At 58.5% G+C, this 18,962-nt stretch carries 17 protein-coding genes; 4 read left to right on the top strand and 13 right to left on the bottom strand.

Going from position 1 to position 18,962, the window contains the following annotated elements; genetic code table 11:
• Nucleotides 1-5: 5 nt before the first annotated feature.
• Genes N2K86_RS13945 through N2K86_RS13930 form a run of 4 tightly spaced genes read right to left on the bottom strand, consistent with a single transcriptional unit; the run spans nucleotide 6 to nucleotide 5,756 of the window.
• Entirely contained in the window at nucleotides 6-1,331 is a 1,326-nt protein-coding gene (locus tag N2K86_RS13945; RefSeq protein WP_260658982.1) for a lysine N(6)-hydroxylase/L-ornithine N(5)-oxygenase family protein, read from the bottom strand.
• The gene (gene iucC / locus N2K86_RS13940) at nucleotides 1,328-3,070 is read right to left on the bottom strand and encodes an aerobactin synthase IucC (RefSeq protein ID WP_260658981.1); all 1,743 of its coding nucleotides are present in this window, start codon (nucleotides 3,068-3,070) and stop codon (nucleotides 1,328-1,330) included. Before iucC ends, N2K86_RS13945 begins: the two co-directional genes overlap by 4 nt.
• Nucleotides 3,067-4,014 (bottom strand): GNAT family N-acetyltransferase, encoded by a 948-nt coding sequence (locus N2K86_RS13935; RefSeq protein WP_260658980.1) that lies wholly within the window; start codon nucleotides 4,012-4,014, stop codon nucleotides 3,067-3,069. Before N2K86_RS13935 ends, iucC begins: the two co-directional genes overlap by 4 nt.
• On the bottom strand, nucleotides 4,014-5,756 hold the full coding sequence (locus N2K86_RS13930; protein WP_260658979.1) for an IucA/IucC family protein: 1,743 nt from the start codon (nucleotides 5,754-5,756) through the stop codon (nucleotides 4,014-4,016). Before N2K86_RS13930 ends, N2K86_RS13935 begins: the two co-directional genes overlap by 1 nt.
• 138 nt (nucleotides 5,757-5,894) lie before the next feature.
• Here N2K86_RS13930 and N2K86_RS13925 point away from each other — a divergent pair, with 138 nt between their 5' ends.
• Nucleotides 5,895-7,109 (top strand): MFS transporter, encoded by a 1,215-nt coding sequence (locus N2K86_RS13925; RefSeq protein ID WP_260658978.1) that lies wholly within the window; start codon nucleotides 5,895-5,897, stop codon nucleotides 7,107-7,109.
• On the opposite strand, the gene mtfA is transcribed toward N2K86_RS13925, so the two are convergent.
• A complete protein-coding gene (gene mtfA / locus N2K86_RS13920) occupies nucleotides 7,106-7,903 on the bottom strand; it encodes a DgsA anti-repressor MtfA (RefSeq protein ID WP_260658977.1) in 798 nt (265 codons plus the stop codon). The two genes, N2K86_RS13925 and mtfA, sit on opposite strands and share 4 nt — an antisense overlap.
• Nucleotides 7,904-8,197: 294 nt before the next feature.
• Here mtfA and N2K86_RS13915 point away from each other — a divergent pair, with 294 nt between their 5' ends.
• Together N2K86_RS13915 and traF are read left to right on the top strand one after the other, a co-directional pair.
• A complete protein-coding gene (locus N2K86_RS13915) occupies nucleotides 8,198-8,596 on the top strand; it encodes a DUF1090 domain-containing protein (protein WP_260658976.1) in 399 nt (132 codons plus the stop codon).
• Between the two features lie 184 nt (nucleotides 8,597-8,780).
• Entirely contained in the window at nucleotides 8,781-9,986 is a 1,206-nt protein-coding gene (gene traF, locus N2K86_RS13910) for a conjugal transfer protein TraF (protein WP_407065287.1), read from the top strand.
• A 341-nt stretch (nucleotides 9,987-10,327) separates the two neighbouring features.
• On the opposite strand, the gene N2K86_RS13905 is transcribed toward traF, so the two are convergent.
• Complete coding sequence (locus N2K86_RS13905) at nucleotides 10,328-10,552, bottom strand: hypothetical protein (RefSeq protein ID WP_260658974.1); 225 nt, start codon at nucleotides 10,550-10,552, stop codon at nucleotides 10,328-10,330.
• Nucleotides 10,553-10,639: 87 nt separating this feature from the next.
• Between N2K86_RS13905 and N2K86_RS13900 the strand changes: the two genes are divergently transcribed.
• Complete coding sequence (locus N2K86_RS13900) at nucleotides 10,640-12,298, top strand: autotransporter outer membrane beta-barrel domain-containing protein (protein WP_260658973.1); 1,659 nt, start codon at nucleotides 10,640-10,642, stop codon at nucleotides 12,296-12,298.
• 42 nt (nucleotides 12,299-12,340) lie between these two features.
• On the opposite strand, the gene N2K86_RS13895 is transcribed toward N2K86_RS13900, so the two are convergent.
• Genes N2K86_RS13895 through N2K86_RS13865 form a run of 7 tightly spaced genes read right to left on the bottom strand, consistent with a single transcriptional unit; the run spans nucleotide 12,341 to nucleotide 18,951 of the window.
• The gene (locus N2K86_RS13895) at nucleotides 12,341-12,748 is read right to left on the bottom strand and encodes a flagellar protein FlhE (RefSeq protein WP_260658972.1); all 408 of its coding nucleotides are present in this window, start codon (nucleotides 12,746-12,748) and stop codon (nucleotides 12,341-12,343) included.
• Nucleotides 12,745-14,838: a flagellar biosynthesis protein FlhA gene (flhA, locus tag N2K86_RS13890; protein WP_260658971.1), complete on the bottom strand. Its 2,094-nt coding sequence runs from the start codon at nucleotides 14,836-14,838 to the stop codon at nucleotides 12,745-12,747. The genes N2K86_RS13895 and flhA overlap by 4 nt, the downstream gene beginning before the upstream one ends.
• Nucleotides 14,838-15,983, bottom strand: a complete 1,146-nt coding sequence (gene flhB, locus N2K86_RS13885; RefSeq protein WP_260658970.1) for a flagellar biosynthesis protein FlhB — start codon at nucleotides 15,981-15,983, stop codon at nucleotides 14,838-14,840. Before flhB ends, flhA begins: the two co-directional genes overlap by 1 nt.
• An 18-nt stretch (nucleotides 15,984-16,001) precedes the next feature.
• Complete coding sequence (cheZ, locus tag N2K86_RS13880; protein WP_260658969.1) at nucleotides 16,002-16,640, bottom strand: protein phosphatase CheZ; 639 nt, start codon at nucleotides 16,638-16,640, stop codon at nucleotides 16,002-16,004.
• Between the two features lie 5 nt (nucleotides 16,641-16,645).
• The gene (gene cheY / locus N2K86_RS13875; protein WP_260658968.1) at nucleotides 16,646-17,032 is read right to left on the bottom strand and encodes a chemotaxis response regulator CheY; all 387 of its coding nucleotides are present in this window, start codon (nucleotides 17,030-17,032) and stop codon (nucleotides 16,646-16,648) included.
• An 18-nt stretch (nucleotides 17,033-17,050) separates the two neighbouring features.
• Complete coding sequence (locus N2K86_RS13870) at nucleotides 17,051-18,100, bottom strand: protein-glutamate methylesterase/protein-glutamine glutaminase (RefSeq protein WP_260658967.1); 1,050 nt, start codon at nucleotides 18,098-18,100, stop codon at nucleotides 17,051-17,053.
• Nucleotides 18,097-18,951, bottom strand: coding sequence for a CheR family methyltransferase (locus tag N2K86_RS13865; RefSeq protein ID WP_260658966.1), 855 nt, complete (start codon nucleotides 18,949-18,951; stop codon nucleotides 18,097-18,099). The genes N2K86_RS13870 and N2K86_RS13865 overlap by 4 nt, the downstream gene beginning before the upstream one ends.
• Nucleotides 18,952-18,962 lie beyond the last annotated feature (11 nt).

Here is an 18,962-nt window from a genome sequence, read left to right as displayed (position 1 = left end):
GTGTGTCAGTACTCGGTCGTTTTTGCTAAAGATTTAAAAACCTGGCTACTCTCCGGGCTGGCGGTGCTTCGCCAGTGGATAACGCCAGGGGTGGTCGCCAGTTCAAACGGCTCGTCATCGTGAGCGCGATTCAGAATTCGCGCCGCGCGCCAGGCCATCAGGCTGAGCTGGGGTTCGGCAATGCCGAGACGGTGCATCCCGGCGTTTACGGCAAACAGGCGGTTGTTCTGCGGGCCGTCCCATTCAAGGGTGAAATCGTTGTTAATGCAGAAGGCTTCATCCGTATCCCGATGGAGACGATGAGACAGCGGCGCGAGGAACGCAGGCTGCACGGTGCGGTAGCCGGTGGCGAAAATCACCACGTCGCTCTCCAGCTGTTCCTGACCGCCATCGAGATGATGCTGAATGCTCAGGCGCTGTCCGTTTTCCTGGCGCGTGAGGGCCGTCACCGAGCGGGACGGCAGGAGGTGCGCCCAGGGTTTTTCACGCAGCACTTCGAAGCGGTGGTACATGGCGCGGTAAATCGCCAGCAGTGACTCGGTAGTGATGCCGTCGGAGGTCATCTTCTGCTCGTGCAGCATCTGACGGCGCGCCTCTTCGCCGAGCGTGGAGAAGCTGTCCACGTACTCCGGCGTGAAGTATTCGTTGGCAAAGGCGGCTTCATCCAGCGCGTTGTAGTTGTTGCGGCGCGATACCCAGTTCAGGCTCCGCGGCTGGCCCCATTCACCGCGGAAGATATTCAGGAACAGGTCGGCACCGCTCTGGCCACCGCCGACAACGGTAACGCGCTTGCCCGTGAGATCCGGCGTACGCAGCATCATCTCGCTGGCGTGGAAGCAGCTATCGTCCTGCATCGTGACGCAGTCCGGCAGGTTGATCTGCTTACCGATCCCCACGCAGACGTGGCGGGCCAGGAAGCGATCCCGCTGGGTCACCACCTCAAACAGACCGCTTTTCTCATCAAAGCTCACCTGCTGTACCTGCTGGCTGAAGGCGAGGTTGGTGAGGTTTTCCGCCGCCCAGCACAGGTAGTCGGCAAACTCCTCGCGGGAGACGGTGCGCTGCTCGGTGGTCAGGAAGCGATAGAACTTTTTGCGCTGCACCAGGTAGTTCAGGAAGCTGTGGCGGTTGGTCGGCTCCACGGCGCTGACCAGGTCTTTCAGGAAGCTGGTCTGCATGTGGCAGTCCGGCACCATCATCCCCGGATGCCAGGAGAAGTGCGGCTTGCGTTCAAGGAACAGCGAGCTAAAGCCGTCCAGCCCTTCCGCCAGCGCGGCGATGCTGAGGTTAAACGGGCCAATACCAATGCCGATGAAATCATAGGTTTTCATTGCGCGGACTCCCGGGAGGCGAGAAAAAGAGGGTTATCAAGGTCGGTAACGTAGTTCGGCAGCATGCGGCTGCCGCCGTCGTGTTCGGAGAAGGTTAGTTTGACCGGGTTGAGGATCACGCGAATAATCTGCGGCTTGAACAGGTCGAACGTCGCGAAGCGCTCCGCAAGCTCCGGATGCGCGGCCATATAGCGGTGTAACACCTGCGCCAGGATCTGGTAGAAACGGGTTTCGCTGACGCCGCATTGCAGGGTGAGGCGCGAGATAAAACGCAGCACCGTCACAAAGTTGCCGGTTTGCAGGTCGTGAATGATGTAATCCGCGCTGAGGCGTGCCGTGACGGCCTTCACCTGCTCCGGCAGGCTCTGCGCCTGCGGGAAGTCTTCATCCACCAGACGCATATCGCCCTGGAAATCCTTCAGCAGGATGCGCTGCGGCACATAGTCCTTCATCACCAGCGTCACGTTCTGGCCGTGGGCGATCAGCGCCACGCCGTAGCGGCAGAGCAGGTGATAGAACGGGAGAACCGTTGCTTCAAACAGCTTTTCCAGCCACGCGTCGGCGCTTAACCCCGAGCGTTGGATCCACGCGTCAATCAGCGGACGCCCGGCGTTGTCGGTTTCCATTAGCGCCGCCATCAGCACCGCCTGCTCACCGTCCTCTAAATAACAGGATGGGTTCTCGCGCCAGATTACGCCCAGCATCTCCTGATAGCGGTAGGGCGCTTTCGGCAACGCGGCATAGCCCGGATGCGACAGATATCCGGCAGCGGGTTCGCCCAACACCTGCGCGCCGGAGCGGGCAAGCGTGGCGTCGGTGGCGAACTGCTGCTGCAGCCAACGCGAGGCCAGCGGCCCGGCGGCAATGTACTTGCCCGGAATGCCGCGATAGCAGGAGGTATTGTAGATGGTCAGCGGCAGCTTGATGTCAAACGGCGCGCGACGGCTGGCGTTGGTGAGGGTTCGCAGGGACTGCTGCGCCAGATACTCATCGCCAAACTCGCCCAGCTCCACCATCTCTCCGCGCGCGAGCTGCGCCAGGAAATGAATGGCAATTTTCTGCTGCCACTGCCACGGGTGCAGCGGCACCGGCAGCCAGCCGTCGTTGAGACCCAGCGCCTGCCAGCGGGCGTCAAAGCGGGCGCGCTCGGCGTTGTCCATGGCGCTCGCCAGCAGAGCGTTGATATCGCAATCGGCGTCGCTGCTCCAGACCAGATGCTCCCGCTGAACGGCGACCCAGTGCAGACGAAAACGTCCACGATACTCAGGCGCGTACTGACGCAGCGCGTCCAGCCCCCAGCCGCGGCGACCCTTGTTGAAAATAAACTTCGGATGACCGCTCATCAGACACTGTAATTCGTCCGGGTCGAGGTGGATCAGCGCGTCCGCGTCCAGCGCTTCACGCGCCTGAAGCAGCTGCATGTCGCCGCGCAGCGTGGCGTAGAGATCCTCCATGTGCTCTGCCGTTTGCGCGTCGCTCATCTCCAGCACTTTCGCGAGTTGCAGGAGCGCGCTTTCCGCCTCCACGGCATCGCCGCTGGCGGTGGTCAGACTGTCCGGATCAATATGCAGCCAGCCCCAGATCCCGCGCGCGGCGCGAAACTGCCAGGACTCGCTGCCCATGGTGATGCGCCAGCCGTCCGACGGAACCGGCTCAGCGCGCAGGGTACCTTCGTATTCCAGCTCGGCAAGGATCTTTGCCACCATCTCGCGGTTCACTTTCTGCCAGCGCGCGTTCACAGTTCCACCTCGCTGAAGAAGCGGTGACGCTCGCTCATGATGAGGCGCGAACGCTTGTGCGGGAAATCGAACTCTTTCACCGTGTCAAAACCGGCGGATGCAAGGTGGCGGAACAGGCGCTGGTTGTCGAAGCGCGGCTCGGCGACAATGCGCGTGGTGCGCGGTTCATCGAGATACAGATAGTGGCTCAGTCCGCGCAGCCAGCTGCGGATGTACTGCGCGCCGCGCCAGTGCTCTTCACCCACCAGCATGTGCAGCCCGCGGTCAAAGGGCTGCCAGCGGTAGTGGCGGCCAATGCGGTCTTCTGCTGCCCAGTAGAGCTCAAAATAGCCGAACGGCTGGTCATCGAAGCAGCCGATAACCGGGTAGCAGTAGGTCGAGTCAAGCAGACGACGCAGGTAGCTTTCTTGCTCGGCCTGCGGGCCGGCCATCTCCCAGAAGGCGTTCACGCGCGGGTTGTTCATCCATTGGGTAAAACGCTCGCCGTCGAGCGCCACGTCGGCCACGCGGAAGCTGAGGGTACGCTTAATTTGCGGATCGTAACGGCGGTACACTTCGCCCTGCGGGCGGCGAGGACGCAGCGGGAAGTACAGCTGACGGCTCTCATCAAACTGCATCCCGCCGCTGGCCTGTGATTGTTCGCCTTTCAGCCACAGCGGCAGCTGCCAGAAGATTTCACGCGCCAGATAATCTCCGCTTGCCAGACGAAATAGCGCCTGCGCCTGGGGTTCATCCTGCCAGGTTGCCCAGGGCAGGGTAATGCCGGTCAGCGCGGGTGCGGCAACAAACAGCTGATCCAGCGCCTCGACCAGCCAGCCGTCCGGGAGCCCATTCAGACGCTCCAGCACCGCGCTGCCGTCAAGACCCAGCGTCAGCGGCAGGTTTTTTTCCGTGGCTGTGCAGCGAAAGCCGTAGCCGGAATGGACGATATTCGCAATGGCCATCACGCCTTCTCCTTGTAAAACGGGTTGCTAAAGTCGAAATAGATCACCGCCGGATCGACGATGGTGTTTTCATTGCGATCGTGCAGATAGCAGAAGAAGTTGCCTTTGCAGTTCCAGGTCGGGCTGTCGAGCACGTAGTCGAGGCAGCGGGTCTGCTTCGCCGTGCGGCGCAGCTCCGTCAGCGCGTCGCGTACCCGGGACATCAGGCTCTCCTCGCTGTCGAAACCGGCGGCGGCAAGGGCGGCGGTGACGGCAAGGGTCGAGTTCAGCAGCAGGTAGTACGGGAAGTAGCGCAGCAGCTGGCTCTCACCGAAGCGGTTTTCAACCTCCGTTTCGCCCGCCTCTTTCAGCCACGCATCGGCCCCTTCGGTCCATGCGCTGCCCTGGCAGTCGCGGTAGATAAGCCCGACGGGGAAATCCTGCTGCATCTCAACGAGGATATTTTGCTGGTGTGCCAGCAGGACAAGGCCGTAGTCCGCCTCGGCGCTGAACAGCGGGAGTAACACGCGATCGCAATAGGCGTCGAGCCAGCAGCGGGCGGCCCGGTCGAGGGGTAAATCCAGACGCTGGCTCAGACGGCGCACCGCCGCGGCAAGCAGGCTGTCACCACCGTCCGGCGCGGCCTGCGTCAGGCTCACCAGCACGTTGGTCTGGGTCTCTGGCGTATCGAACAGCAGATTGACGCGCAGGGCCATCAGGCTCTCTTCCTGAACGATGCCGTTTTCGTCACGCAGCCCCGCCCAGCCGTCTTCCTGCATCACGCGCATGGTCGGGTAGCGTGCCTGCAAATCTTGCCAGCGTTCCGTTTTTGCCAGGCGCGCAAGGCGCATTCCGCGCTTAACTTCTTTCACCGACAGCGTGCGCACGGAGTTGGTCAGACGCACGCTGAGGGAGAACTTAATCATGTCTCTGTTGGTTTCGCTGTACAGCGAGCGCGACGAGCTGGTGGGCAGCCACTGCGCGCCCGCTTCACCCAGGTCCTGTAGTGAACCGTTTTCCGCCAGACGCTGGCACCACGCCTGCTCCAGCAAATAGTCGGCCTGCCACGGATGCATCGGCAGCAGCCAGCGAGTGTCGGTGAAGTGGCCGAGCAGTTCCGGCGCGCTCTGTGCGGCGAAGCGCAGCAGACGTTCGCGCAGGGAGACGTTCAGGCTATCACCGGCAATGAGCGTGCTCTCAACGGCAAACCAGCGCAGCGGGAAGCGGGAGGCGAAATCAGGCAGATAGCGACGCGCCTCGGTTTCGTTGAACGGCTCGTGAGATTTTGGCGCAGGGTGAAACGCGTGGCCGACCAGCAGCGCCTGTTCCGCGTCGGCAAACGTCAGCGGTTTATCGCGCAAGGTTGCCCAGCTGTGGCGCAGATCGATCGCCTGCCAGGTGTGCGCATGGCTTTCAAGAACGCGCTGTTTAAAGCGAGCTAGCGTTTCGTTATCCAGTGAGCCTTTTACGGATGATTTTTCAAGAATTAAATCAACCAATTGCGTAAAAGTGACGGCGTCACCGCTATCGCTTTCGGCGTGGATCAGCGTTGCCGGAAAACGATACTGGTGATGCTGGGTGGGGGAAAAATAGCGTACTGGAACCCGAATAGCCTGGGTCTGGGAAAGCGGGATATGAATCTGCGATAACTCATCCGCAGCGGTAGCGGGGTGATAGCGCCAGTCCTTCGTTTCGCGCAGCAGCGCGTTCAAAAAACACTGGGCCGCAACGTCTGTACCGGCGGAGCGGGGCAGAGCACGCATAAAAGTACCTCATTCCATGACTGATAATAATTCTCGTTATGATATTCATTCTGTTTACAGTCGCAACTATTTTTGCAATATTTGTTTTCATAAACTTCATAATTTCCACATATTTATTGACACTATCTTCACAATTTTATGAACCCATACTCTGAAACTCTGATGGACAACGTCACCCCGAAAGCGAACTGGCCCCTGGCGCTGTGCGCAGGTTTATTAGGTATCGGGCAAAATGGTTTGCTGGTCATGCTGCCGCAGCTGGTCTCTCTGACCGGACTCTCACTCTCCGTCTGGGCGGGGCTGTTGATGTTTGGCTCAATGCTCTTTTTACCCGCCTCTCCCTGGTGGGGTCGTCAGAGCGAACGGCACGGCTGTAAGGTGGTTATGGTCGCCTCCCTCGGTGGCTATCTCGCCAGTTTCCTGGTGATGGCGCTGGTGGTCTGGGCGATGAGCAACGGCGGCATGCTCAATGGCCTGTGGGGACTGGCGGGGCTTGTGCTTTCGCGCACGTTGTACGGCCTGACGGTCTCCGGGCTGGTGCCCGCCGCACAGACGTGGGCTATCCAGCGAGCAGGACTGGATAAGCGCATGGCCGCGCTGGCGACCATTAGCTCGGGTCTCAGCTGCGGACGTCTGCTGGGGCCGCCGCTGGCGGCGCTGATGCTCAGCGTTAACCCGGTGGCGCCGCTCTGGCTGATGGCAATAGCGCCCTTCATCGCACTGCTGCTGGTGCTGCGCGAAGCCGCCGATCCGCCGCTGCCGCCGGTGGCGCATCAGTCGACCCGGCTACAGGTATCGATGCTGCCGTTCCTCGGGCTGGCACTGCTGCTGGCGGCGCTGGTGAGCCTGATGCAGCTTGGCCTGTCACCGCATCTGAATCCGCTGCTACAGGGCGACCCGGTGCAAATCAGCCATCATGTTGCGATGCTGCTGAGCCTGGCTGCACTGGCCACGCTCGCCGCCCAGTTTCTGGTGGTTCGCCCGCAGCATTTCAGCCCGATGACGCTGCTGTGTCTCGCTGCAGTGCTGATGGTGACGGGGCTTGGACTGATGTATGTCGCGGATCTCGCGCTTTTCTACGTGGGAATTGTGATGACATCGCTGGGCGCCGCAATGGCAACGCCAGGGTATCAATTGCTGCTGAACGACAGGTTGACGACAGGGAAAGGGGCGGGAGTTATCGCCACCAGCCATACGTTAGGATACGGGGTGAGTGCGATGCTGGTGCCTGTCGTGACCCGCTTTTATGGTGAGTCGTTTTTAATTGCTGCCGCATGGGGAATGGCGCTGCTGTTTTTGCTGCTGAGCATAGGGGTACGCTGCTCCGCGCGTCCCCATGCTGAAAAAGCTTAATGGACCTGGCGGGACGTATTACCGCCTGGCTCTTCGTTTCGCCGCAGACGTTGCAACGGATCCTGTTGGTAAAACTGGCAAAAACGCTGCCACAGCGCCGGGAAGCGCGGGGCAAAGAGTTCTGGTGCGCTAAAGAAATACTCTGACAGCACCGCAAAACACTCGGCAGGATCGGTTGCGGCATAGGCGTCAATACTGGCCGCGCTTTCCCCCACCAGGTCTATCTCATCCTGGATGTTCTCCATCGCCGCATGCAGGTCGTGCTCCCATCCGGCCACTTCACGAAGCGGGATCAGCGGCACGCCGCTGGCGCGATCGCCGTTGCGGGTATCCAGCTTGTGCGCCACTTCATGAACAATCAGGTTAAAGCCTGAGGCATCAAACGAGTCCTGAATATCCAGCCAGTTAAGGATGATCGGCCCTTGCTGCCAGCTCTGCCCGGACTGCACCACGCGCTGGTTGTGCACCAGCCCGATGTCATCCTCCCATTCGTCATCGACGATAAAGGGGGCTGGGTAGATCAGCACTTCGTGGAAGCCATCCAGCCACTCAATGCCGAGCTCCAGCACCGGCAGACAGAAAAGCAGGGCGATACGGGCATTTTTCAGCGCATCCAGCTCGAACCCTTGCAGTGGAACCAGGCGTTTTTGCTGCAAAAAACGATCCGCCATCTGAACCAGTTTCGATTGTTCATCCGGCTTAAGATTAGCCAGAACAGGGATCGCCAGCGCGTCATCCCACGGCAGCGCCGTATCCCGGCCAGCCTCATTCGTTTTCCAGGGCCACTTAATCATCGCTTTGCTCGCAAACTCGTCACATGAACAAAATGGGAAGGTGATGTGCTGTTAACATGCCAAAGAACCCGGCATGAAGGCAACAATAAAACGGAGCAGAGGGGAATTTTTCCGCACGTGCCAGACCCCTCTCTCGGTCGCTATTCAAACACTTATGCCGTTTTGTTTCAGTGACAAAACTCCCATAGGCAAGATCGGATGATGGGCAGTCCTGTCCTGTTGGCATCGTCAACGATAAAAATTTCAGAAAATCTTCCTTCCGCCGAAGTTACTCTAATCAGTCGAGTAAAATAAGTGGAGAAGCAAAAGATGAATAAGAAAATAGTGTTTGCAGCAATGATGACCATGAGCATTCCTTTTTCAGCCCTGGCGGAGGAAGCATTAACGGGGTGCGCGGCGAAACGGCAAAACATCGAGCAGCAAATGCGCTATGCGGAAACGCACGAAAATAGCTATCGCCTGGAGGGCTTAAAAAAAGCCTACGCAGAAGTGGTCGCAACCTGTACTGACGCTTCGCTCAAAAAAGATCGCGAGGCTGATGTATTAAAAAAACAGCAGAAGGTGAGCGAGCGGGAACAGGAGTTACAGGAGGCAAACGCGTCCGGGCGTGCTGATAAGATTGCCAAAAAACGCGCTAAGCTGGATGAGGCCAGAGCCGAGCTGCTCGAAGCGGAAGCGCAATTAACGAAATAAAAAGCTACCCGCCAGTAACGGTATCGATAATAAGGCTACGGGTAGGCAATATTTCATTACGGTAATGAGCGCGCATTAGTGAAGCATTATTTCAAAATTGAAATAATGAACTCATTGCTACCATAGCAATTAGGTTATTACTCCACTAGCCCAGCACCTGGGCATAAATATACTATCCGGAATGATGAAATATAAATTACGCACATATTACCTGCTTACTGCAGGGGTTGTTGTGTTGGCGCCTTACGCCAGCGCATCGACAAATGGGTTCGATGCCCGTAGCACCGCGATGGGGGGAGTCGGCGTGGCGTCTGCGCACTTTGGTGCGGCTCCCTTAACCAATCCGGCACTGCTTGCCACCTCGCGCGCAGAAGATCGTTTAAGCCTGATTGCGCCGTCGATTGGCGCGCAGGCCAGCGATTCGGCAAACCTGATTGACGGGTTCGATGACGTCACCACGGCGTGGGATAATCTGGAAAACGCCCTTGGCAGCGGTAACGAAGCGGAGGCGGCAGGTAAACTGGCGGAGGTCGTTTCCGGGCTCGCCGGCGAAAAGGCCAACGCGAACCTCGGTTTGGGTATGGTGCTGGCGGTGCCGGATGATTCTCTTCCGATCGCGCTGTCCGTCAACAGCTGGGCCAAAGGCCATGCGCGTGCGTTAATCAGCCAGGCTGACCTGGATTATCTGGACGGTGTGGCGAATGGCACCATCATTCCGGGCAAAGACGATCTTGATAAATTAACGTCTCGCGCGGAAGGTATGGCGGCACTGGTGACGGAATACGGTGTTTCCATTGCCCATCCATTTTCGATTGGCGACACCCGGGTCGGGGTGGGGATCACACCGAAGATCCAGCGGATTGAAACCTGGAATTATAACGTCGCCATCAATAATTATGACTCTTCCGATCTGCGTGACGGTAACTGGCAGCACCAGACCATGAGCGCCAATATTGATGCGGGTTTTTTTGCCGCATTGACTCCCGAGTGGATGGTTGCGCTCTCTGCACAAAATCTCTTCGAGAATAAAGTGAAAACGCGGGAAATTAACGGCTATCAGCCCGCGTTTATCATTCGCCCTCAGGTTACGGCAGGGACAGCATGGACGACAGAACGTGTCACCCTGAGTACCGATATCGATCTGACGCCCGTGAGTGATTTCCAGTATGCGGATAAAAACCAGTATGCGGCGTTTGGCGGCGAATTTCGGGCCACCGACCGGATGCAGCTGCGGGCTGGATATCGCGTGGACATGCGCGGTAACGATCACCGCATTGTGACGGGTGGGGTGGGCCTTTCAGCCGGGGAATCAATGCAGTTTGATTTAACGGCCATGGCAGGACGAACCCGTACCCTTGGCGGGGTTGCGCAGTTTACGTTTTATTTCTAAGTTCCTTCTTCGTACTAACATTACGTCCCCTTTACTCAATGCGGTATTGGGGCGTATATTTTAACGCAATTCTAATATTTATTTTTTAGTCATTACCTTTTTTACCGATAAGTTATTTGAAGAAAGGCATGTTTCTTACTTTTTAACTTATCTAAAGGTTATTGATGAAAATTTCATTTCAACACTCTTTTCTCCGCCTGGCCATTGTTGCCGCAACAATCGGAACATCCGGTGCAGCTTATGCTGACACTGTTATTGATAAAGACACATTGATTGACGGTAATTCCCCTGTTAATGAAAACTATAGCATAATAAATGGGGCGACCTTAACCGTAAACGGCTCAATCGCGCGTGATATCCAGATTTTTGAGGGGGGCGTAGACATGAAGGGGGGCCGGATAGAGCATGTTCTGCACGTGGGGTACGACGGTACGGCTAATATTGATGATGCGTTTATCAACACCGCGTTGCTGCAAGGTGATGGGCAATTCAATAATGTTGTCATTGGCGGTCAGCTTATTCTGGATTACGCGAAACTTTCGGCGAAGAATATCAAGGTCGAACAATTTGTGACTTATGACGGAGAGAGTGTTGTTGAAAATGGCTTTTTTGACAATACACAAGGAATACCCGGAACGACTGGCGCTGTTGAAATGAACAACGCGAAGGGCGCGTTTATTGGCAGCACGATTAATGGGTTGAATGCCGGTTTTTATTTAAGTGGATCGAATGAGCTTAAATTGATTCGTTCTAACGTCTGGTCTGTCGTCGGTCCTGCCTTTAAGGCAAACGTAGGCAGTCACGATATCTCACTGCAAAATGGCAGTACCGCAGGTTCTGAAAAGGGTGAGCTACTGATTGCTAAAAAGAACAGCAATGTCTCCCTGAGCCTCGATGCCAGCCAGGCCGCAGGTACTATCCGTGCGGAAGATAACGCCGTGGTTGACGTCGCGCTCAACAATGGCAGCCACCTTTCCGGAACCATGACCAATGTTCATTCCCTGTCCCTGGACAGCACTTCGCGCTATGAAATGACCGCCAGCTCCGATATCAAAACACTCGCCATGGCGGGAGGAACGGTAAAATTCGCACCGGCTGAGGGCGGCGAATACCACACGCTGACGCTCGGCACGCTGTCGGGTAACGGCCACTTTATGATGAATGCCGATCTGTACACCGGTGAAGCCGATCTGCTGGATATTTCCGGCACCGCGAGCGGTAAGTACACCCTGCATCTGGCGGCAACGGGGCGCGAAGCGGCGAACCGCGAGGCGCTGGCGCTGGTCCGCACCGGCGGCGGAGAGGCGGAATTTGCCCTTAACGGGGGGCGCCTTGACGTGGGAGCCTGGCAGCGGCAGCTGGTGCGTAATGGCAATAACTGGGAGCTGATTCAGGCAGGCTCGACGTCCTCCTCCACCGATGCGATGCTCGCGATGGCGTCGGCACCGCAGTTTATCCATGAAGATGAGCTTAACGCCCTGCGCGCGCGCCTTGACGATGCGCGTCTGGCGCAGAAATCCGGCATGTGGGGAACAGTGCTGCATGGCCGCAGCGATGTGGACGGCGCATGGGGCTCTGCTTACCGCCTGGAACAGAACGGCATGATGCTGGGAGGCGATAAGGTCACCGAGCTGGCTGCTGGTCAACTCACCACCGGGGCTTATCTGAGTCAGTCAACCGGTCAGGTGAAGCATGCGCGCGGGGGGCAGAGCCGGGTGACCAGCTACGGCGGCGGTCTGTACGCGACGCTGAATGCGGCTGACGGCTGGTACACCTCGGGTTCAGCGCAGATTAACCACTTTGCCAGCAAGCTGAGCGCCCGCATGAGCGATGGCGGCACGGCGCGCTCCGACTGGAACAGCTGGGGCTACGGTCTGGGTCTGGAAGCCGGTCGTCATATTGCCGTGAGCGAGACCACACGCCTGGCGCCCTTTGCGGGCCTCAACGGCTGGCTGACGCCGTCAGAGAGCGTCAAACTGAATAACGGAATGACCGCTGAAACGGGTGACGGACGTTCACTGCAGGGAGAGGTGGGGCTGCGCTTTACAACCCGTCTGCAGGCGGGTGAGATGGAGGTTATGCCTTACGCGACAGCGGCCCTGAGTCAGGGGCTGGTGAAGAACGGCAGTACGCGTATTAATGACGCGTATGACTTTACGAATGATTTCACCGGAACGGGCGGAAAGCTCACGGGCGGTATCAGCGCGATCCTCACACCATCAACTCGGGTGTGGCTGGATGCGAGCTATGCGAAGAGCGAGCATGTTGAATCGCCGATCGTGGGGAATGTGGGGCTGCGCGTCGATTTCTAAGTCGTGCCCTGTGCTTTACCGGCAAACCGGTAAAGCACAGGCTTAACGAGAGTGGCGATAACTCACCGTGATCTGATTACTCAGTACGGTCAGCGGAGCGTCGAGTCGACCGCCAGCCTTAACATAATACTCAAAACGAAAAGGGCCCTCTGCAGGCATGCCTGCAGGCAGCGCCATTTCCCCGGCAACGCCGGGCAGCAGCAGACAGCGCGTGGCGCTGCACAGGCGAATGCGAAACCCGGCGGGGGGAAGGCCGTGTGAAGAAATTTTCCAGTTCATGCGGGATGCCACAGCACCCGCAGGCAGGGGAGAGGCGCTTTGCACCGGTTTGCTTATCAGTACCTGCTGGCCGTGGGTCAGCGTGCCGCCAAAGCTCTGGTTGCTCCAGGAGCCGTCAGCCGCTATCGCCAACGGCGAGGCCAAAATTAGCCCGAGCCCAAATTTCCTCATCCTTTTCCTCCAATCAGATACGTCATCCGCACGTTGCGCGAGGTATTGATCTCCTGGCTGGACAGCACTGCCATCTGAGGGAAAATACGACGCAGGTAGCGGGACAGCATCAGGCGCAGGGCCGGATTGACCAGCAGCACCGGCGGTGCGCCTAATCCCTCCTGATGCTGCAGCGCCTGTTCGGTCTGCTTCATCAGGTTTTCCGCAATGCCCGGTTCGATGGCGCTACCGCTCTGGGTTGCCTGTACCAGAAGTTGCTCCAGCGACAAATCCAGCCCAATCAGCTGAATATCCCCGTCGCCCGGGAACCACTGTTGGGTAATGGCGCGGGAGAGACGCGCACGCACGCGAGTGGTCAGCTCGTCGGCATCGCTCTGGGCGGTGGCAAACTCTGCCAGCGTATCGATGATGGTCCGCATATCGCGGATTGGCACACGCTCGGCAAGCAGGTTCTGCAGCACTTTGTGTAACGTGGTCAGACTGATAACCGCTGGGATCAAATCTTCAATCAGCTTAGGAGACTGTTTGGTGATCTGATCGAGCAACTGCTGCGCCTCCTGGCGGCCAAACAGCTCTTCGGTATGGGTGCTGATAAGATGGTTAAGATGCGTAGCCACCACTGAACTCGGGTCGACCACCGTGTAGCCCAGCGTCTGCGCCAGCTCACGGTGAACTTCGTCAATCCACAGGGCAGGCAGCCCAAAGGTGGGCTCGGTGCACGGTGTACCCGGAACCTCACCCTCTGCACAGCCGGGGTTGATTGCCATCCAGCGGTCCGGCTGAACGTCGCCTGAACCAATCGTGACCCCTTTAAGCAGGATGCGGTAGTGCGTCGGAGCCAGATCCAGGTTGTCACGAATATGCACGGCAGGGGGTAGAAAACCCATCTGCTGGGCGAACTTCTTACGAATACCGCGCACGCGGGTCAACAGCTGGCCCTGTTGCTCATGATCCACCATGGGGATCAGGCGGTAGCCCACTTCCAGACCGAGCGTATCTTCCATTTGAACATCAGACCAGGTCGCCTCGTTGATTTGCGCCACGTCATCTTCCGCCGCATCGGTATCGGCCTGCACGCCACCGCTCTTTTTCACATCGCCTTCGCGACCGCGCAGCCACCAGGCGACGCCCAGCAGGGCGGCAGTAAACAGCAGGAAAACAAAATTTGGCATGCCGGGGATCAGACCCAGCAGACCAATCACGCCCGCCGCCAGGACAATCACGCGGGGAGAGGTAAACAGCTGGCCCACCATCTGCTCGCCTACATCCTGATCGTTGGCGACGCGGGTGACCACCACACCGGCGGCGGTAGAAATCACCAGCCCCGGGATCTGCGCCACCAGACCATCACCGATGGTCAGCAGGGTATAGGTTTCCCCAGCCACGCCCGCTGACATGTCGTGCTGCATCACGCCGATCACCAGACCGCCGATAATATTGATCGCCATAATCAGCAGTCCGGCGATGGCATCGCCGCGCACAAACTTGCTCGCACCGTCCATCGAGCCGTAGAAATCGGCTTCCTGCGTCACCTCTTTACGGCGGCGTTTTGCCTCTTCTTCGCCAATCAGTCCGGCATTCAGGTCGGCATCTATCGCCATCTGCTTGCCCGGCATGCCGTCGAGGGAGAAACGCGCGCCCACTTCCGCAATACGCCCCGCACCCTTGGTGATCACCATAAAGTTAATGATGATCAGGATGACGAAGACGATAATCCCGATGGCGAAATTTCCGCCGACCAGGAAGTGACCAAAGGCCTCCACCACCTGACCCGCCGCTTCCGAGCCGGTATGGCCGTTCATCAGGATCACGCGCGTGGAGGCCACGTTCAGCGCCAGACGCAGCAGGGTGGAGAACAGCAGCACCGTCGGAAACGCCGAAAACTCCAGCGTATTTTGTGTAAACATGGCGACCAGCAAAATCATGATCGACAGCACGATGTTGAAGGTAAACAGCAGGTCCAGCACAAAGGTCGGCAGCGGCAGGATCATCATCGCCAGGATGGTCATGATCAGCACCGGCCCGGCCAGCACCTGCCACTGGGTTTCCTTCATGTTGGGTAATCGTAATTTGGTGGCGATATTGGCCATCACTCTCTACTCTCTTGTGCAATATCCATCCCCGCGGGAACGGGAAGATCTTTAGGTGTCAGCGGACGTAAGCCATAGCCTTTACGCCAGCGCTTAAGGCCATAAACCCAGGCCAGCACTTCTGCCACCGCGCTGTACAGCTCGGCGGGAACCGGGGTGCCGGGGTCACAATGGCGATACAGGGCGCGCGCCAGCGGCGGCGCCTCAAGCATGGGGACCCGGCTCTCTTCGGCCAGCTCGCGGATGCGCAGGGCAATTAATCCGCTGCCGCTGGCAACCACCACCGGCGCGCCCATGGCGCCGTCCTGATACTTCAGGGCGACCGAATAGTGGGTCGGGTTATTCACCACCACGTCGGCGGTGGGGACATCGCTCATCATTCGCTGCTGCGCCATCTGGCGCTGCAGCTGGCGAACCTTACTTTTAATCAGCGGGTCGCCTTCCTGATTTTTGAATTCGTCTTTGATTTCCTTCAGGCTCATGCGCAGCTTTTTAAAGTTGCTCCAGAGCTGGTAAACCACGTCGAACGCCACCATCGGGATCAGCGATAAAATAATGGCCAGCATGCAGCCCAGCAGCAGGGCGCTGATATCGCTAAGCGCCATGCCGAGCGGTTCAAACATCAGGCTGATAAACTTCGCTTTGTTAAACCACAGGAACAGCCCGCCGCCGACCGCTGCCAGCGTGACCTTCAGAATGCTCTTCACCATCTCCGACACCATTTGCCCGGAAAACAGGCGCTTGATGCCGCTCAGCGGGTTGAGCTTCTTCAGGTTAAATTTCACGGCCTTAGCGCTCATGTTCAGGCCGCCAATGAGTGACGGCGTGGCGACGGCGGTGAGAAACAGCCCGCCGACGAACGGCAGCAGCGCCAGGAAGGCGATCCCCAGCAGCGATGCGGCGTGATGCAGCATCTGCTGCGGGTCGCTGACTAACAGCCGGTCAAACGTCAAACCGTTATGCAGCAGGTGCTGCAGCTGTTTTGCCAGCCAGCTCCCCGCGACCATGATTAACCCCCAGCCTGCCAGCAGCATGAGGAGGCTCGTCAGCTCGCGCGATCGCGGAACCTGTCCCTCTTCACGCGCTTTTTGCTTTCGGTGGGGTGTGGGGTCTTCTGTTTTTTCGCTGTCGTTTTGTTCTGACATACCTTTCGCCCGGCGGGATTAGAAGCCGAGAGACTCCAGCAGATCGTCTACCTGCTCCTGAGAAGCGACGATCCCCTCGGCACGGGTATCGATTTGCGGACCATTCTTCAGGTGCGCATCGCCCGCTTCGGCAATCGCATCGCGCTCGTTCATGTTTTCCACCAGCACGCTGATCAGCTCTTTCTCAACGGTCTCAATAACGTGCATCAGGCTCTGCAGCACCTGCCCGGTGAGATCCTGAAAATCCTGCGCCATCATGATTTCGGTCAGCTGGCGGTTGGTTTGCTGGGTCACATCCGGCACCTGGTGAAGAAAGGTACGGGTGGCTTTGACCAGCTCGCGGGCGTCGTCCAGCGGCTGCGGATTTTCGAACCAGGCATCCCAGCGCGTGCTCAGCGCGGTGGCGCTATCGCTCAGTCCTTCCTGCAGGGGACGCGCCACTTCAACGCTGGTCAGCGCGCGGTCGGCTGCCTGCGAGGTCTTGCCGACCACGTAATTCAGGCGGTCGCGGGTGTTCGGAAATGCATCCGCCACCTCCATGATGGCCTGTTCCAGACCGAGGTTGGCCATGCTGTCGCGCAGCAGGCGGGTCAGTTGCCCGATGCGAACGAAAATCTCTGTGGCGTTATCCGCCTGCATGTTTAACGGGGTGTTCATAGGGGTTACCCGAGTTTTTCAAAGATTTTGCCGAGCTTTTCTTCCAGCGTGGCAGCGGTGAACGGCTTAACGATGTAACCATTGGCACCCGCCTGAGCAGCGGCGATGATGTTCTCTTTCTTCGCTTCCGCGGTCACCATCAGCACCGGCATTTTTGCCATGGTCGCGTCGCTGCGGATGGTTTTCAGCAGCTCAAGCCCGTCGACATTTGGCATGTTCCAGTCGCTGACGACGAAATCGAAGCCGCCTGCACGCAGTTTGTTGAGCGCGTCCTGACCGTCTTCGGCCTCATCAATGTGCTTGTAGCCCAGATCCTGCAGCAGGTTTCGTACGATGCGTCGCATGGTGGCGAAGTCATCCACCACCAGAAAACGCAAGTTTTTATCCGACATGGGGAAATCTCCTTAATGTCATGAGTCGGTTTTAGACGAATTTTTATAGTGAAAACTGTCCAGCAGGCACTGGCTGATATCGTCAAGATCGACGACCTTTTTCGCGGCACCGAGGGTAATGGCTTCCCGGGGCATGCCGAAAACCACGCAGGTGGCTTCGCTCTGTGCGAGGGTAAACGCGCCGGTCTGGCGCAGGTGCAGCAGACCGCGCGCGCCGTCCGCGCCCATGCCGGTTAACAGGGCGGCGCTGGCGTGTTTGCTGGCCTGACGTGCCACCGAGTCAAAGAGCACATCCACCGAGGGGCGATGGCGATTCACCGGTGGGGCATCGCTGAGCCTGACCCGGTAGCCGTTGTCCTGGCCGAGGATCTCCATGTGGCTGTCACCCGGTGCTATCAGGGCGCAGCCCGGGCGAACCGGTTCACCATCCTGCGCTTCACGCACGGCAATCTGGCACAGCGAGTCGAGACGCTGGGCGAAAGAGTGGGTGAAACCGGCAGGCATATGCTGGGCGATGACAATCCCCGGCGTGCTGACCGGCAGAGGCATCAACACCCGACGCAGCGCCTCCGTGCCGCCCGTGGAAGAGCCAATGGCGATGATGCTCTGCTGGCGCACGGGAATACCGGCGAGCACCGGTCGGGTGACGGGGCTGTGCGGTGCCAGTTTTGCCCGAGCGGCGACGCGGATCTTCTCCACCACCAGCTGGCTCCAGGTATCGATATTCTCTGCCCTGCGGTGTTCCGGCTTGGGCAGAAAATCGACCGCGCCGTGCTCCAGCGCGCTCATGGTCGCTTTCGAACCACGGGTGGTCAGGGAGGAAATCATAATGACCGGCATCGGGCGCAGGCGCATCAGGCGGGAGAGAAACTCCAGCCCGTCCATCCCTGGCATGTCGATATCCAGCGTCAGCACGTCCGGGTTGAGCTGTTTAATCAGCTCGCGGGCAATAAACGCGTCCGGCGCCGTGCCGACCATTTCCATATCAGGCTGCTGATTGACTACCGCACTGAGCATGTTACGCATCAGGGCCGAATCATCGACCGCCAGCACACGAATCGCCTTCACCGTGTGGCCTCCGTCAGTTCATACACCGACTGCCCGCGCAGGCGCAGCGGAATATGTGCGTGGTTAAAATGTTCCGAGTGGCCCACAAACAGCAGGCCGCCGGGCTTAAGCAGACGCGCAAAGCGCTGCAACAGGCGCTGCTGCGTCGGCGCGTCGAAATAAATCATCACGTTGCGACAGAAAATGGCGTCGAACGGCCCGGGTACGGACCACTTCTCGTCCAGTAAATTAAGCTGCTGATAGTGAATGGCGGAAAGAAGCTCCCGTCTGGCTTTCACCCACTCGCTGTTGTCGCCCGTGCCGCGCAGAAAGAAGTGACGCTTCTGCGCCAGCGTCAGCGTATCCAGATCGCTCAGCCGGTAAACGCCCGCTTCCGCTTTTGCCAGCACCTCCGTGTCGATATCCGACGCCCAGATGCGCGGCCCGGCCACCGACGCGCCCAACAGCTCGTGCAGCGTCATCGCGATAGAGCAAGGCTCTTCGCCCGTTGACGCGGCGGTACACCAGACGCGATAGCCCGACGCGCGCTGGCGCGCATGTCCCGCGAGGATCGGGAAGTGATACGCCTCGCGGAAAAAGGAGGTCAGGTTGGTCGTCAGCGCGTTAATAAAGTTCTGCCATTCCGGGTGTTCTGAGTGCGACTCAAGCAGGCCGATATAGTCGCTGAACGTGGCAAGACCCAGCGTGCGCACGCGACGGGAGAGACGATTAAAAATCATCTCCCGCTTTTGCGCGTTGACGACAATTCCGGCGCGCTGATAAATTAATTTCCCGACACGCTGTAATTCGCTGTCGGTCAAAGAAAGCGTATTCAGGGATAAGCGTGCAGAAGTGCTGATAATTTCACTCATAGAATAGGAGC

It is taken from the genome of Enterobacter mori, assembly GCF_025244905.1.
GTDB lineage: Bacteria > Pseudomonadota > Gammaproteobacteria > Enterobacterales > Enterobacteriaceae > Enterobacter > Enterobacter mori_A.
Note: the sequence above shows the minus strand (reverse complement) of the source record. Positions and strands in the feature narration are given on the sequence as shown.